Source organism: Anaerococcus sp. HMSC075B03, from assembly GCF_001815585.1.
GTDB lineage: Bacteria > Bacillota > Clostridia > Tissierellales > Peptoniphilaceae > Anaerococcus > Anaerococcus vaginalis.
The window spans coordinates 46,433-63,341 of sequence record NZ_KV821178.1 but is presented as its reverse complement, the minus strand read 5'-3'; the positions used below and the strand labels follow the sequence as shown (position 1 = coordinate 63,341).

Here is a 16,909-nt window from a genome sequence, read left to right as displayed (position 1 = left end):
AACATATATTTTATTATGATTTGATATAATACTTATAAAGGAGAGAACATGAAAATATTAATAGTAGAAGATGAAAAAATATTAAATAACACAATAAATAAATCTTTAAAAGATGCAGGTTATGAAGTCGAATCCGCTTTTGACGGCTTTGATGCTATGGAAATGATTGAAATCGAATCTTATGATCTTATAGTTTTAGATTTAAATCTTCCAAATATGGATGGAATGGAAATTTTGAAAAATTTGAGAAAAGAAGATGTTGAAACAAAAGTTTTAATTCTATCTGCAAGAAGTCAAATCCAAGATAAGGTTGAAGGTCTTGATGCCGGAGCAAATGATTTTTTGCAAAAGCCATTTCACTTGGACGAATTAAAAGCAAGAGTTAGATCTCTTACAAGAAGAAATTTTATACAAAATAATACAGAGCTTTCTTTTGATAAGATAAAATTTGATAGTAAAAATAGGACAATTTTTATAGACGACAAAGAATTAAAATTGACAAGAAAAGAATCTGGGATTTTGGAATACTTGCTTTTAAATCAAGGAAGACCAGTAAGCCAAGAAGAATTAATTGACCACGTTTGGGATTCTAGCGTTGATTTATTAAGCAATTCCATAAGAGTGCATATATCTGCTCTTAGAAAAAAATTAAAACAAGAACTTGGCTATGATCCAATTGAAAATAGGATTGGAATAGGATATTTGTTGAGGAAAATAAAATGAAAAAAATGTCATTAAGGCTTCGAATTGCCATTTTAACAAGTATTTTGATAGCTCTTACAAGTTTAACCATGAATTTTTTTATGAATAAAACCGCATATTTTTATATAGATTCTTTGGGTGGATATGTCGATAAGATGGAAAACAAAGAAGATTTGTATATAAATATTGACAAGGATAAAATTGGTGATTTTGATACAAATTTTTCAGACCAAGTCACAATTACAAAAAATAATTTTTCAAAAAAATCTTGGATAATAACAAGTTTAGTTACAATTGTTGGAGGAATAATTTCATACTTTCTAAGCGGAAAATTCCTAGAACCCCTTGATAAATTTTCAAATCAAATTGAGCAAATCCAGCTTAAAAATATAACCGATTACGAAGTAAAAGAAAATCCAATAAAAGAATTTCAAAAATTAACCAAATCTTTTAACCAAATGCTAGAAAGATTAAACGAATCTTACAAAAACGAAAGAGAATTTACAGCAAGAGCAGCCCACGAGTTGAGAACTCCCCTTACCATAATAAATTCACAAATCGACCTATTCGAAGAAGAAAATATGGATGAGGATGAAATAAAAAATCTTGTAACAATGATAAAAAACGAATCAGATAGACTTTCAAAACTTGTAACAAGCCTTTTAGATTTAAGCGAATTAAGATCAGTTACAAGAAATGAAAAAATAGAGCTTTCCTCTTTAATTGAAGAGGCAATTCAAGATTTATCATTTATATCCGACAAAAAAAATATAAACATAGAAAATCTTTGCCAAGAAATATATATAGAAGGAAGTGATTTACTAATCTATAGAGTATTTTATAATTTGATAGAAAACGCAATAAAATACAACAACAATAATGGATTTGTAAAAATTTATTCCAAAAAAAATAATGACTTTGCAGAAATTTATGTAGAAGATAGCGGAATAGGAATAGCAAAAAGTGAAAAAGAAAATATCTTCAAAGCCTTTTATAGAATAAAAGCAAATGAAGAAATAGGATCAGGACTAGGACTTTCTCTAGTAAAAGAAACAATAAAACTTCATAGAGGAAAAATTAAAGTTTTAGACAAAGAAAAAGGAAGCCTAATAAAAGTTTCCCTACCAATTTCTAATTTATAAAATAAAATAATTTTAAGCACAAAAAAACTAGGCACAAGGCCTAGTTTTTTAATTAAATTTCTTCAGCATTTATAATTTCATCATTGAAACCGTCTTTGTAGTCATCATTTTTAACTATATGTTTATTAAATATTTTATCTATACCAATAGAGATTGCTGTATCTCCTGATATATTTGCAGCGGTTCCAAATGAATCTTGAGTTAGATATAGTGTAATCAACAATGATGCAAGCTCTCCTTCTGAAGGAATTCCTACAACTGGTAAAAATGGTAGGGCACTCATTACAGCTCCACCTGGTGCTCCAGGGGCTGCAACCATAGCTATTCCCAAAATTGCCATATATCTTAACATTAATAAATAAGAATGATCCATTCCATACATGGTTAAAATTGTAAATGTACAAGCTGTGATTGTAATCATTGAGCCTGGCATGTGAACTGTAGCTCCAAGAGGAATTACAAAATCTCTTATTCCCTTGCTAACACTATTTGACTTAGCACATTCTAAGTTTACAGGAATTGTAGCAACAGATGATTGAGTTCCAACTGCTGTTAAATATCCTTTGATTTGATTTTTGATTAAAACAAGAGGATTTTTCTTTGTATAAAGACCATTTATTATAAATAAAGCAGATATGTATAATAAGTGAAGAGCAATTACACACAAAAATATTTTCCAGAATATTGATAAAACTGCAAATACAGAACCTGTAAATGCCATTTTTGAGAAATTACCAAAAATAAAAAATGGTAATAATGGAACAATAGCTGTTGATAAAACTTTTGTAATTATCTCATTAAATTCTCCAATTAAACCGTAAGAATATTCTCCCTTACCATGTTTTCTTAACCAAGAAATTGAAATTCCCATCATAAAGGCAAAAATAATTGCTGATGTAACATCAAAAAATGGTGTGATAGGCACTTCAAAAAATGGATTAACTTCAATTTCACTTGAAGCTTGGATCTTAGCAACTTGATCTTGACTTATAAAAGCTGGGAAAATATTTGAACTCATTAAATAAGATAATGAACCACCAACTATAGTTGATGTATAAGCAATAAGAACAGTTACAGCAAGTAATCTTCCAGCTCCTTCTCCAAGATCTGCTATTCCTTTAGTAACAAAAGCGATTATCATAAGTGGGATAACAAAGTTTAAAAATGCACCGAAAATTGATGAGAATGTAACTGCAATTCTTACAAACCATTCAGGCAAATATAAACCAGCTAAAGTACCTAAGGCAATCGCTATCAATAATTTAGGTATTAAACCAAGTTTTTTCTTTTCAGATTTACTCATAAAAATTTAAACACTCCTTTTTCAGCTATATTTTTTTATGTACAATATATAGCTCGTAACGTGACTACCTATCCATTATAGGACATAAAGAAAAAAAGTGCAAATAAAATTGCACTTTTTTTAACAAATTATTATCAATTTTTCTTATTTTTGGTCATATTTTCTTTGAAGTTCAGAAATTAAATTATTATCATCAAAATAATTTATGCCCATAGCATCTTTTACTTGTTCAAGTTTCATTTTTCCATAAGCACTTGCCTCTTTCGAACCATTTTCCATAATTTCAAATAATTTGGAAATATCTTTTTCATAATAAGCTCTTTTTTCTCTAACAGGAACAAGAAAATCTTCCAAAACTTTATTTAAGAATTTTTTAATTTTTACATCGCCAAGACCACCACGTCTATAATGATCTTTTAATTCATCTAAATTTTTATATTCTGGCAAATATTTTTCAAAATGATAATCTTCACAAAAAGCATCAAGATAAGTAAATACAGAATTTCCCTCAACCTTTCCTGGATCTGTAATTTTTATATGTCCTGGATCTGTAAACATTGACATTACTTTTTTCTTTACTTCTTCTTTTGAATCTGATAAGTAAATACAATTATCCAAAGACTTACTCATTTTTGCATTTCCATCAATTCCTGGAAGTCTTCTACAAACTTTATTTTCTGGAATTACTGCTTTTGGTTCTCTAAAAATTTCTTTATAAGTACTATTAAATGAACGAACCAATTCTCTAGCTTGTTCAAGCATTGGCTCTTGGTCTTCTCCAACTGGAACAATATTAGAATCAAACAAAATAATATCTGAAGTTTGGCTAACAGGATAAATTAAAAATCCAGTAGGAAGACTTGTTTCAAAATTTTTAGATTTTATTTCGCTTTTTACAGTAGGATTTCTTTCAAGCCTTGATAGGGTAACTAAATTTAATAAATAAAAAGTTAATTCTGTAAGCTCTTTTACATAAGATTGAACAAAAAATGTCACCTTATTTGGATCAAGTCCAACTGATAAATAATCAAGCATAACTTCTGTAATATTTTCTCTGATTTTTTTTGGATTATCAAAATTATCTGTAAGGGCTTGAGCATCGGCAATCATAACATACATTTTGTCATAATTTCCTTCATTTTGCATTTTAACCCTATTTTTTAATGAGCCAACATAATGGCCCAAGTGAAGTTTTCCTGTTGGTCTATCTCCAGTTAAAATTATATTTTTCATTTTTTCTCCTTTTTAATAAAAAATAAGGGAAAGATTATTCCCTTCCCTTATTAGCTAAATATTCATCTATAAATCCGTCAATATCTCCATCCATTACGCTTTCAACATTTCCAACTTCAAAATTTGTTCTATGATCTTTAACCAAAGTGTATGGATGAAATACATAAGATCTTATTTGATTTCCCCAAGCTATTTGGGTGTAATTTCCTTGAATATCTTCAATTTTTTCCCTGTGTTCTTCTTCTTTAATTTGAGTAAGTTTTGCCAAAAGAAGCCTCATTGCTGTTTCTTTATTTTGAGTTTGACTTCTTTCAGCTTGACTTGATGCTATAACTCCTGTTGGGATGTGAGTAATTCTTACAGCAGAATCAGTTTTATTAACATGTTGTCCACCAGCTCCACTTGCCCTATAAGTATCAATCCTCAAATCTTTTGGATCAATTTCTACACTCATATCATCATTTAATTCAGGAAAAATATCAACTGATGCAAAAGAAGTGTGGCGTCTTTTTGAAGAATCAAAAGGAGAAATCCTTACAAGCCTGTGAACGCCTTTTTCTCCTTTTAAATATCCATAAGCAAAAGAGCCTTTTACATGAATTGTTGCAGATTTTATACCACCAGCTTCTTCGTTATTTAAATCTGTTACATCAAATTTAAAATTTCTTTTTTCGAAAAATCTTGTGTACATTCTCATAAGCATTTCTGCCCAATCAGTAGCTTCAAGTCCACCAGCTCCAGCATGTATTACAAGATAGGCATTATTTTTGTCATATTCTCCATCAAGCTCAGTTTTTATTTTAAAAGATCCTATTTCCTTTTTTAATGAATTTAAAATTTCTTCAATTTCATTTAAACTTTCTAAATCTTCATTGCTTTCTTCAATTATATCCAAAAGATCAGATTGGTCTTTTAATTCTTCTTCAAAGCTTGTAAAAGTTTTAAAATTTTCTTTTTTATCTGACAAATCTGCCATTATTTCTTGAGCTTTTTGGCTATCATCCCAAAAATTTTCTTCTAGAGTTTGTTTTTCAATTTGTTTTATTTCTGTATTTAGCTTTTCTGGGTTAAGATGAGAGCCAATCATATCTAGATTTTTATCAAGTTCTTTAATGATTTCTCTTAGCTCATAAATTTCTGCCATCTAATTACCCTTGATGTGTCCTTTTTTAGCTTCTCTTTTTAATCTTCTTCTTTCAGCCCTGTTTGTTGCTTCTTCTGGATTTTCAGGATTTTCAAATCCTTCTTCGTCAGGTTTTAAAACTTGTTTTCTTTCAATATTTTGTCTGATTTCAACACCCATCATAAGTCTTACAGTTTCTTCTTGGATGGCATTAGTCATTTCTTCATACATATCAAAACCAGTATTTGTGTAAGCTCTTACAGGATCATCATTTCCCATTGCCCTTACACCAATTTCTTTTCTCATTTGATCCATTGAATCGATATGTTCCATCCATTTTGTATCAATTACTCTAAGTAAAACAACTCTTTCAACTTCTCTCATGTTTTCTTCGCCAAATTGTTTTTCCTTATTTTCATATTTTTCTAAGCTTGTTTGGTAAATATAATCTATTAGTTTTTCTTGAGTAAAATCATTTATATTTTCAAACTTCAATAATTCAACAGGAATTGCAATTGATTTTAAATGATTTAATAATGCTACCATTTCCCAATTTTCTGGTTTTACTTGTGGATTTGTAAATGAATAAACGGATTGGGAGATTGAATCTTTTATCATTCCAAGAATTGAATCTCTCATATTTTCTCCGTAAAGAACTTGTTTTCTTTCGTTATAGATTATTGTTCTTTGTTTGTTCATTACATCATCATATTGAAGAACTCTTTTTCTTGTTGCAAAGTTATTTGCTTCAACTCTTGTTTGAGCTTTTTCAATTGACCTTGTAACCATTTTTGAAACAATTGGTTCATCTTCTGGATAATTATAATTTTCTACAAATTTTGAAATTTGTTCTCCAACATTAAGTCTAATCAAGTCATCTTTTAATGAAATAAAAAATCTTGATTTTCCTGGATCTCCTTGCCTTCCAGAACGACCTCTCAACTGATTGTCTATTCTTCGTGATTCGTGTCTTTCTGAACCAATTATATAAAGTCCACCAACTTCTCTAACTTTTTTAGCTTCTTCGTCAATTCCTGGTTTTACAAGAGATTTATAATGTTTATATTTTTTTCTTGCTTCTAATATTTCTTGGTTGTCTGTTTCTTGGAAAGAGTCAACTTGTTCAAGCAATTCTTCTGAGATTCCTTCTCTTTTCAATCTTTGTTTTGCCATGTGATCGGCATTTCCACCAAGCATAATATCAGTACCACGGCCTGCCATATTTGTTGCGATTGTTACAGAATTTAATCTTCCTGCTTGAGCAACTATATCAGCTTCTCTTTCGTGGTTTTTTGCATTTAACACAACGTGTTTAATTTTTTCTTTTTTAAGAGCATTTGATAATTTTTCAGAATTTTCTATTGAAATTGTACCTACAAGGATTGGTTGACCTGTTGCATGTACTCTTTTAATTTCTTCAATTATCGCATTATATTTTCCATTTTCATTTATATAAACATAATCTACATCATCAACTCTTTGAATTGGTTTATTTGTAGGAATTTCTACAACATCTAGATTATAAATTTCTGAAAATTCTTCTTCCTCTGTTTTTGCAGTACCAGTCATTCCTGATAATTTATCATACATCCTAAAGTAATTTTGGAAGGTAATTGTTGCAAGAGTTTTTGATTCTGATTGAACTTCAACTCCTTCTTTTGCTTCAATTGCTTGGTGAAGACCATCAGAATATCTTCTTCCTTGCATGATACGTCCAGTAAATTCGTCTACAATCATAACTTCGCCATTATTTACAACATAATCAATATCTCTTGTCATTGTAGTGTTTGCTTTCAAAGCATTGTTGATGTAGTGAGCAAGTTCAAGATGTTCTGGATCTGATAAATTTTCAATTCCAAAGAATTTTTCTGCCTTTGCTGTACCTTGTTCTGTAAGGTTTGATGATTTTCTTTTTTCATCAACTAAGAAATCTACTTTTTCTACAACAAATTCTCTATCAAATGGATCTTGGTCCAAATCTTCGTTTGGATCTAAAATTCTTCCTTCAAGACCTTTTATAAATTCATCTGCTTTTACATAAGTATCAGTTGATTCATCCCCTTCTCCAGAAATGATAAGTGGAGTTCTAGCTTCATCTATTAAAATTGAGTCAACCTCATCGACTATGGCATAGTGAAGTCCTCTTTGAACCATATTGTCCTTATAAATAACCATGTTATCTCTTAGATAATCAAAACCAAATTGGTTGTTTGTTCCATAAGTTATATCACAGTTATAATTTTTTTGTCTTTCTGAATTTGTAAGTCCATAAATTATACAACCTACTGTAAGACCTAAAAATGAATAAACTTTTCCCATCCACTCTTGGTCACGCTTTGCAAGATAATCATTTACTGTAACTATGTGAACGCCTTTTCCATCAAGGGCATTTAGATAAGCAGGAAGAGTTTCAACTAAAGTTTTTCCTTCTCCTGTTTTCATCTCTGCAATTTGTCCATTATGTAGAACAATTCCACCAAGTAATTGAACAGGATAGTGTTTCATTCCCAAAACCCTATCACTTGCTTCTCTTACTGTTGCAAATGCCTCTACCAATAAATCGTCAAGACTTTCTCCCTTGTTTAATCTTTCTTTAAATTCATTAGTTTTATCTTGTAACTGTTTATCTGTTAATTTTTGCATATCTTCATCTAGTGCCAAAATTTTATCAACCAATTTTTGGTTGTTATCAATTTCTTTTTGACTAAATGATTTAAATATATTTAATAACGCCAAATCTTTCACCTCTAATTCTCTGTATATCCTACCCTTTTTATAAGCTTTTGGCAATAAGTTAGGATTAAACTATCACAAATATAATATTAAATGAAAATCAACAAATTGTAAAATAAATTTACAAATTTATTTATCATAATTTTCTTTTAAAAAATCAATCGCTTCTATATAACCATCAAATCCCTTGCCTTTAATAGTTTTTTTGGCAAAATATGAAACATAAGATATTTTTCTAAAATCTTCTCTTCTATCTACATCTGTCAAATGCACTTCAACTGTTGGAATATTTACAGCTTTTAGCGCATCCAAAATTGCAATTGATGTATGAGTATAAGCTGCTGGATTTATTACAATTCCATCATACAACTTATAAGCTTCTTGAATTTTATTTATAATTTGTCCTTCAGAATTTGATTGGTAAATTTCAATTTCAATGTCCTTTTCTTTAGTGTATTCTTTTATATATTTTATTAAATCTTTATAATTTTTTGAGCCATAAATATTTTTTTCTCTAATTCCAAGCATATTTATATTTGGTCCGTTAATTATCAATATTCTCATAAAATTTCACCTCAATTTCCCTAGCACATTCCAGCAAATTATTATTTTCCACCTCAAAATCTTTAAAACTGTCATATAATTTTTTTCTCTTTTTATATAAATCAAATAAATTATATTTTTTTGAAATAGGTCTTCCCTTTGTTTCTAGATTTTCTAAATTTCTTTTTACTTCTACTATTAGAGAATTTTCTTTTAGGGAATAATAATTTTCTTTTCTTTCAACAACACCTCCGCCACAGCTTATAATAAGAGAAGTTTTTTTTGAAATTTCTTTTATTATTTGGCTTTCTTTTTTTCTAAATTCATCTTCCCCATATTTATTGAAAAACTCTTCAATATTTCCATATTTTTTTACAAATTCTAAATCAATATCGACAAGTTTTCTATTCATATTTTTTGCTAAAATTTTTCCAAGACTGGTTTTGCCTACTGCTGGCATACCTATTAGGGCTATATTTATTTTTTCTTTATAAATTGATTTTTTTATTTTTTCAATCAGTGATTCATCAATTTTTTTATCCAAAAACAATTCGCTTGCCTTAACTGCTTGGGCAAGCAACATATCAAAACCTGTTGCATATTTTATATTTTTTTCTTTGGCACAAGCTATAATTTTTGTCATATATGGATTATAAATCAAATCTACGACTGCCTCTAAATTTTTAAAATCATAAAGTTCAATTTCTTTTAAATATTTTTCATTATTTGGATACATTCCAACAGGAGTTGTATTTACTATAATTTCAAAATCAAAATAATCTTTTACATCTTTAAAATAAGGTTTATATTTTCTTGACAAAAATACTATTTTTTTTGCCCCCTCATCTTTTAAAACTTGGCTTACAGTTTTTGATGAGGCGCCTTTTCCTAAAATTAAGCATTTTTTATCTTTTACATTTATTTTATTTTTTCTCAAATTATAAGAAAATCCATAATAATCAGTATTGTAGCCGTAAAGTTTTCCATTTTTATTTACGATTGTATTTACCGCTCCAATTTTTTCTGCTTTTTTTGAAACAAAATCTAGGTATTTCATTACTGTTTTTTTATAAGGAATTGTTACATTTATTCCTTTAAAATCTTTTCTTTCAAAAAAATAACCTAATTCTTCTTCGTTTTTTTCAAAATATTGGTAATCATAAAAGGCTATTTTTTCGTGAATTATTTTTGAATAAGAATGAGCTAAAGATTTTCCCAAAAGTCCATATTTTTCTTCTTCTTTTTGTAAATTTTTCGATTGATCCATAATTTCTTGAAAAATAGGAAGAAAATATTCGCCATATTCAGGACTTTCCTCTTTTATTTTTTTTAAAATTTCTCGCTCTCTTTTTGGGTCATAAATTTTTTTATTGTGGGAAATTTTGTAGGCTCTAACTTTTTTTGAAAGGTCAAATCTTTTTTTCAATAAATTTATAATTTCTTCATCAATTTTATTAATTTGATTTCTAATCTCTTTTAAATCTTCCATTTAAGCTCCTAAATACTCAATTTTTCCTCCTAATTTTTCAAAAGTTTTAAAAAATGAAGGATAGGATTTGTTTACTGCCTTATAATTTTTTATAATAATATCATCTTTTGCCATTAAGGAAGCGATGCTTGCTGCCATTACAATTCTGTGATCGTTAAATGAGTCAACTATTCCAGATTTTATTTTTCCTGAAATTTTTAGATTATCTCCAATAATTTCGCATTTCGCTCCCAAATCATTTAGCATTTTTGAAGTTGATTCAAGCCTATCGCTTTCTTTAAGCCTCAATCTTTTTCCATTTGTGATGTAGGAAGTTTTATCTAAATATGTCAAAAGAAGAGCAAGTACTGGACAAAGATCTGGAATTTGAGAAATATCTATTTCAAGTGTCTTATTTTCATTTTTGCAAAGTTTTATTTTTTTTATAATATCTACAATTTCCCTATCTTTTTGCAAGGAATCTTCTTTCAAATTATTGATTTTTATTTTAGAATTTATAAGATTTGCCCCATAAAAAAAAGCAGCATTTGACCAATCGCCTTCCACATAATAATTATTAGGCGATTTTATTTGTGGATTTTTTATAAAATAAGAATTATTTTCTTCTTTTACATCTACATTAAAATCTTTTAAAACTTCTCTGCTTATATCAATATAGCCAAGAGATTCGGGTTTTTCTTTTAATTTTATCGAAGTTTTTCCAGATAATTTGCTTGACGCAAGCATAATTGCGGTAATATATTGACTGGATTTATTTTCAAAAAATTCAAAATCTCCACCAAATAAATTTCCCTTTATCGTATAAGGAATTTTATCAGATGAAATTTCAAGACCATGCTTTCTCAAATTTTTTATTAATTCATAATTTGGTCTTTGACTTAATCTTTCCTTTCCCATTATTTTTACTTCTTTTGCAAAATGATTTGCTACAGCTGTAAAAAACCTTAGTGAAGAACCCGACTCGTACATATCTATTGTGGCTTTTTCTATTTTTACTTTTGGAGGAGTAACTTTTACAAAATTTTCAAATTTTTCAATTCCAACTCCCAAATTTATTAAAGCATCAATAGTTACATTTATATCTTTTGAAAATTCATTAATATAAATATTTGTAGGATTTTCGCAAAGACCTGCCAAAATCAAAGCCCTATGTCCATAAGATTTTGAGGAAATGGCGTCAATTTCTCCTTCAAGCCTTGATGGATGAATTAAAATATTATCTGTTTTCATAAATTTTCCTCAAATCCTTTAAATCTATATTTAAAATTTCGCAAGTTCCAAGATTTCTCACAACAATTATATTTATCTTGTCATTTCTTGATTTTTTATCGACCATACAAACTTTTAATATTTTTTCTGTATCAAAATCAATTTCTTTATCAAGATTATATTTTTTCAACACTTTTATAAAATCATAGTAAAAACTTTCGTAAAAATTTTTAACCATAATTTTCATACCAATAGCAACCGCATGGCCATGGCTTATTTCAAAATTTGAATTTTTCTCTATAGCATGAGCAAATGTGTGACCATAATTTAAAATTTGCCTAATACCAAAATCTTTTTCATCATCTTTAACCACATCTTTTTTTATATCCAAGCATTTTTTTATAATTGATGGGAGATTTTCGTAAGTTTTACTTACATTTTCTTTTGAAATTTCATCAAAAATAGACTTGTCCCTAATCATTCCATATTTTATAGCCTCAGCCAAACCATCATTAAAATAATAATCCGAAAGAGTTTTTAAAAAATCTGTATCTATAAAAACTTTTTTGGGTTGGTAAAAAGTTCCACACAAATTTTTTCCTGCCTTCAAATTCACAGCTGTTTTTCCTCCAACTGATGAATCAATTGCTGATAAAAAAGTAGTTGGAATTGAAATATAATCAATTCCTCTAAGATATAAAGATGCAACAAGCCCAGAAATATCTCCTACAACTCCTCCACCAAAAGCAATTATTAAATCAGACCTTCTATATTGATTTTGTGCAGCAAATTCTAAAATTTTTATCAAATTTTCTGTTGATTTAGAATTTTCTCCATTTTTTATTATAAATTCTTTATAAAAAAATCCATCAAGCTCTTTAATTAATTTTTCTTTGTGGATTTTATAAACTAAGTCATCGCTTATAATTAAAATTTTTGAATTTTTATAATTTTCTTTTAAATATGTATTTAATTTTTTTATAATATTTGAGCCTATTTCTATTTCATAGGGATTTATTAAATCTACACTTAATTTCATTACCACATCTTCTTTCTTATGTCATTTCCTTTTTTTAGTTGGGCTTTTAATCTATCTACGTCATTATTTTTCAAATCATTTTTTAATTCTTCCAAATTTTCTATCATTGTATTTATGTCTTCAATCAAAAAATCCTTGTTTAATAAAAATAATTCTGACCATAAGTTTTCATCAATCTTTGAAACTCTTGTCATATCTTTTAAACTTCCAGCAGAAAATCCGTCATGGTAAATACTTTTTTGATTTAATGCATAAGCATTAGAAATCACATGGCATAGTTGAGATGTAAAAGAAATCATTTCATCGTGTTTTTTGGGACTTGCCTTTACAAATTTGTCAAATCCAATTTTTTTAAATAAAGAAATTTCCTCATCATCTAAATCATCAACATAAATCATAGAAGCATTTTTGTATAAATCTTTTAAGGAAGATTCAAAGCCATAAACTTCTCTACCAGCCATAGGCTGAATTGATTTATATACGAAAGAATATTTTTCTGATAATTTTTTTATATATGGATACAAATTATTTTTTACTCCGGAAATTTCCATAACAGTTTTGGATAAGTATTTATAATTTTTTCCAACAAAATTTTTTATGGTTAATGGATTTAAACAAATAATTGTAAGATCCATTTTTTTTAATTCATTCTTATCTTCAATTATTTTTATACCAAAATTCTTGGCCGATTTTTTCGTTTTTTCATCAATATCATAGCCATAAACTATATTATCACTATACTCTATAAAAGCCTTAGCAAAAGAACCGCCCATTAATCCTAAACCAACTATAGCAATTTTTTTCATTATTTATCCCTCATATTTAAATATTTTTATTTATATTATATCAAAAAAAATTTTAGTAAACACAAAAATACTGCTACAAAATAATTTGTAGCAGTTAATTTATTTTATTCGGGAATAATTAATCCGTAATGTCCATCTTTTCTTTTATATACAAGTCTTGTTTTCATTTCCTCATCATCTAAGTATATGAAGAAATCATGATTTAATAATTCCATTTGCATACAAGCTTCTTCATCGCTCATAGGTCTTAGAACTATTTCTTTTTGTCTTTTGATTTTTGGAATATTTTCCTCTTTTTCTTCTTCAATGTTATCAAAGGATTCAAATTTAATTGATTCACCATTTCTTCTATTTCTTTGTAATTTTGTTTTTTGTTTTCTAATTTGACGAACCAAAGCATCTATTACCTTATCAATTCCTGTTGAGAAATTATCATTTACTTCCTCAGCTCTTAAAATTGTTCCGCCTTTAAGAAAAATGGTTGATTCAACTTTTTTTAAATTACCTTCGGTAGAAAATTTGAGGTCCATTTCTTCTTCCTTGTTGAAATATTTGTCAAGCCTATCAAATTTTTCCTTAGCTTCTTCTTTTAAGCTTTCATAAACATTGATGTTTTTACCTTTAATATTTAATTTCATATTGAACCTCCGTCACTTTGATATTATATATATACCCCCCTAAGTTTAATGTAAACCTTTAGTTTTTTCTTTATTAAAATTTATTGTATAATGAGACAAATGCAAGGAGGAGAAATGGAAAAAACAAAAATTAATGATATTTTAACTTATGATTTTTATTCAAGTCTTGAAATATCTAATGACGAAAAATATTTGGCTTTTTTAAAAACAAATGCCGATTTAGACGAAAATAAATACAATTCTTATCTTTATCTTTTTGATATAGAAAAAAATAAAAAATATAAAGTTTCTGATAATAAAAATATTGGAATTTTTATTTTTGATGAAAATGATAATTTAATTTACAAGGAAAAATCCGACGATAAATTTGATTATTTTTATAAAAAAGATAGGTCAATGGGAGTTGGAAGTTTAGAATTTAAAATTGATAAAAATGTTTCATATATCAAAGATTTAAAAAATGGATATTATTTGATAAAAACTTCTGACAAATTAAGTGAGGACAAAAAGAAAAAACAAAAGGAAAATTCTTTTTATAAGGAAGTTACCAAATTACCTTTTTGGTTTAATGGCACAGGTTATATAAATAATCAAAAACAAAGTCTTTACCTTTATAAAAAGGAAGATAAAAGTCTTCAAAAAATTAGAGATTTTGAAAATGATAGTCTAAATGCTTTTGCAATAAATAAAAACACAAACAAATTAGCTCTAGTTTTGGGAAAAAATGATAATAATGTTTCAAGGCTTAGAGATGATTTGATAATTTTAGATTTAGAAAATAAGGAAGAAAAAATTATAATCGAAAATGAATTTTCATATTATGATTTATTTTTTAATGACAAAGATGAAATTATTTTTGTGGCAAGTGATATGAAAAAAGGCGGAATAAATGAAGACGCCTTTATCTATAAAACCAATTTATCTGGAGAATATAAAAAAATAAGTCCTGATGATTTTGATAAATCTTTTGGCAATTCTATTGGTAGCGATGCAAGATACGAAGCTTATAGGACTTTCTTTTACAAAAACAATAAATTTTATTTTGTAGTTACAGAAAAAGAAGAATCAAAACTTTATTCAATAGATGAAAATGAAAATATAAAACTGGAAATTTCTGGTTGCGTTGAAGATTTTGCAATAGCAAATGACAATATTTATTATTTTGCAATGACAGAAGATAGAATTTCCCACTTAAAAGAAAAGAAAAATAACAAAATTTTACTTGATAATAAAATAAATTCATCACTTGGAAAAATCGAAGAATTTTTCTATGAATCAAACGGCGATAAAATTAGAGGATATGTTCTTTTGCCAGTAGATTTTGATAAAAATAAAAAATATCCTACCATTTTATCAATCCACGGCGGACCAAAAACAGAATTTTCAAATATTTTCCACCACGAGCACCAAGTTTTTGCAAATGATGGATATATAATTATTTATACAAATCCACACGGTTCAAGTGGAAACGGTGTAAAATATTCTGATATTAGAGGAAAATATGGAAGTATTGACTATGAAGATTTGATGAATTTTACAGATTTGGCTATAAAAAAATATCCACAAATCGATGAAAATAATATGGGAGTTTATGGCGGATCTTATGGTGGATTTATGACAAATTGGATTGTTTCACACACAAACAGATTTAAGGCAGCAAATTCTCAAAGATCAATTTCAAATTGGACTTCATTCTATGGAGTTTCTGATATAGGATATTATTTTGCGCCTGACCAAACAGGGGCAAATCCTTGGGATAATTTAGAAAAAATGTGGGAGCAATCTCCTATTAAACACGCGAAAAATGTAAAAACTCCAACAATGTTTATTCATTCTGACGAAGATTATAGATGTCCATTAGAGCAAGGTCTTCAAATGTATACAAGAATAAAAGAAAATGGCGTTGATACAAAAATGTATATTTTTCACCGAGAAAATCACGAATTGTCAAGATCAGGAAAGCCAAAAGCAAGAATAAAAAGACTAGAAAAAATTAAAGAATGGTTTGATGGGTACTTGAAATGAAAGGAAAAATAAAATCAAAAAAAACAAAAAAATTTATTTTTACCCTAATCGAAAGAGCAAAGTCCCACGATATTATGACCTTGGCGTCTTCTCTTTCATATTATTTTTTATCTGCTGCAATTCCCATGCTTTTGGTTTTGTTAAATCTTGTCACAAAATATATGAAAGGTAACGAAGATGTAATTGTAGAATTTATTGAGCTTTTGCCAGAAACAATAAGAGGTGTAATTTTGATGCTTGTAAAATCAATTATTAATTCATCATCTGTTTCCACACTTTCTACAATCACATTGATATTTGCCCTTTGGTCAGCATCAAAAGGAGTTTCAAAAATAATTCTTGCAATAAATGTAGCCTACGGACTTGAAGACGATCATTCCATGATAAAAAATAAAATATTTGGATTTTTGTATACATTTATCCTTATTTTTATCCTAATATTTTTATTTTTGCTAAGAATTTATTCAAATGGAATTTTAAATTTAATAGAAAATGTATTGCAACTTGTAAATTCTTCATTTTCTCTTGAAGAATTTACTTGGCTAATTAATTTGGTTTCAGGAATACTTCCACCAATAATTTTAATTCTTGGTCTAAGCCTTTTATACAAGTGTGCGCCTTACAATAATTCAATAAAAATAAGCTTCAAAGACGCCTTTGTCGGCTCAATTTCTACAACAATTATGATTACCATAACAAGCTTTGCCTATTCATTTTTCTTAAATAATATGAGCAATATGTCCGTTATTTACGGAGCCTTGGCAGGAATTATAGCCTTATTAGTTTGGATGCTTTTATTTTCATTGACAATAATTTTGGGAGCAGAAATCATTGCAGCCTATATGAAAACAAAAAATAAATTTACAGGATTAAATTAAGAAAAAATAAAAATTTTAAAATTATTGAGTCAAAAAACAAGAGCTT

Annotated in this window: 14 protein-coding genes; 4 read left to right on the top strand and 10 right to left on the bottom strand. The window is 27.7% G+C overall.

What is annotated here, in order from left to right; translation table 11 throughout:
- Nucleotides 1-48 precede the first annotated feature (48 nt).
- Nucleotides 49-723: a response regulator transcription factor gene (locus tag HMPREF3045_RS03410; RefSeq protein ID WP_019117436.1), complete on the top strand. Its 675-nt coding sequence runs from the start codon at nt 49-51 to the stop codon at nt 721-723.
- Complete coding sequence (locus HMPREF3045_RS03405) at nt 720-1,844, top strand: HAMP domain-containing sensor histidine kinase (protein WP_070737064.1); 1,125 nt, start codon at nt 720-722, stop codon at nt 1,842-1,844. The genes HMPREF3045_RS03410 and HMPREF3045_RS03405 overlap by 4 nt, the downstream gene beginning before the upstream one ends.
- A 52-nt stretch (nt 1,845-1,896) precedes the next feature.
- Here the strand turns inward: HMPREF3045_RS03405 and HMPREF3045_RS03400 are convergent, their stop codons facing one another.
- The 10 genes from HMPREF3045_RS03400 to hpf form a co-directional block, all read right to left on the bottom strand.
- On the bottom strand, nt 1,897-3,147 hold the full coding sequence (locus HMPREF3045_RS03400) for a dicarboxylate/amino acid:cation symporter (RefSeq protein WP_019117434.1): 1,251 nt from the start codon (nt 3,145-3,147) through the stop codon (nt 1,897-1,899).
- Nucleotides 3,148-3,291: 144 nt separating this feature from the next.
- Nucleotides 3,292-4,380, bottom strand: coding sequence for a tryptophan--tRNA ligase (gene trpS, locus HMPREF3045_RS03395; protein ID WP_070737063.1), 1,089 nt, complete (start codon nt 4,378-4,380; stop codon nt 3,292-3,294).
- Nucleotides 4,381-4,414: 34 nt separating this feature from the next.
- Nucleotides 4,415-5,524 carry a peptide chain release factor 2 gene (gene prfB / locus HMPREF3045_RS03390; protein WP_019117432.1) on the bottom strand — a complete coding sequence of 370 codons (1,110 nt, stop codon included), beginning with the start codon at nt 5,522-5,524 and terminating at the stop codon, nt 4,415-4,417.
- The gene (gene secA, locus HMPREF3045_RS03385; RefSeq protein WP_039920545.1) at nt 5,525-8,239 is read right to left on the bottom strand and encodes a preprotein translocase subunit SecA; all 2,715 of its coding nucleotides are present in this window, start codon (nt 8,237-8,239) and stop codon (nt 5,525-5,527) included.
- A gap of 126 nt (nt 8,240-8,365) precedes the next feature.
- A complete protein-coding gene (gene aroQ / locus HMPREF3045_RS03380) occupies nt 8,366-8,800 on the bottom strand; it encodes a type II 3-dehydroquinate dehydratase (RefSeq protein WP_070737062.1) in 435 nt (144 codons plus the stop codon).
- Nucleotides 8,781-10,268 carry a shikimate kinase gene (locus tag HMPREF3045_RS03375; RefSeq protein WP_070737061.1) on the bottom strand — a complete coding sequence of 496 codons (1,488 nt, stop codon included), beginning with the start codon at nt 10,266-10,268 and terminating at the stop codon, nt 8,781-8,783. Before HMPREF3045_RS03375 ends, aroQ begins: the two co-directional genes overlap by 20 nt.
- Nucleotides 10,269-11,498, bottom strand: a complete 1,230-nt coding sequence (gene aroA / locus HMPREF3045_RS03370; protein ID WP_070737060.1) for a 3-phosphoshikimate 1-carboxyvinyltransferase — start codon at nt 11,496-11,498, stop codon at nt 10,269-10,271.
- The gene (gene aroB, locus HMPREF3045_RS03365; protein WP_070737059.1) at nt 11,485-12,516 is read right to left on the bottom strand and encodes a 3-dehydroquinate synthase; all 1,032 of its coding nucleotides are present in this window, start codon (nt 12,514-12,516) and stop codon (nt 11,485-11,487) included. The genes aroA and aroB overlap by 14 nt, the downstream gene beginning before the upstream one ends.
- On the bottom strand, nt 12,516-13,322 hold the full coding sequence (locus HMPREF3045_RS03360) for a prephenate dehydrogenase (protein ID WP_070737058.1): 807 nt from the start codon (nt 13,320-13,322) through the stop codon (nt 12,516-12,518). The genes aroB and HMPREF3045_RS03360 overlap by 1 nt, the downstream gene beginning before the upstream one ends.
- A gap of 104 nt (nt 13,323-13,426) precedes the next feature.
- The gene (gene hpf / locus HMPREF3045_RS03355) at nt 13,427-13,960 is read right to left on the bottom strand and encodes a ribosome hibernation-promoting factor, HPF/YfiA family (RefSeq protein WP_070737057.1); all 534 of its coding nucleotides are present in this window, start codon (nt 13,958-13,960) and stop codon (nt 13,427-13,429) included.
- A gap of 114 nt (nt 13,961-14,074) precedes the next feature.
- Here hpf and HMPREF3045_RS03350 point away from each other — a divergent pair, with 114 nt between their 5' ends.
- Together HMPREF3045_RS03350 and HMPREF3045_RS03345 are read left to right on the top strand one after the other, a co-directional pair.
- Nucleotides 14,075-15,985, top strand: a complete 1,911-nt coding sequence (locus HMPREF3045_RS03350) for an alpha/beta hydrolase family protein (protein ID WP_070737056.1) — start codon at nt 14,075-14,077, stop codon at nt 15,983-15,985.
- Entirely contained in the window at nt 15,982-16,863 is an 882-nt protein-coding gene (locus HMPREF3045_RS03345) for a YihY/virulence factor BrkB family protein (RefSeq protein WP_004839120.1), read from the top strand. The genes HMPREF3045_RS03350 and HMPREF3045_RS03345 overlap by 4 nt, the downstream gene beginning before the upstream one ends.
- Nucleotides 16,864-16,909 lie beyond the last annotated feature (46 nt).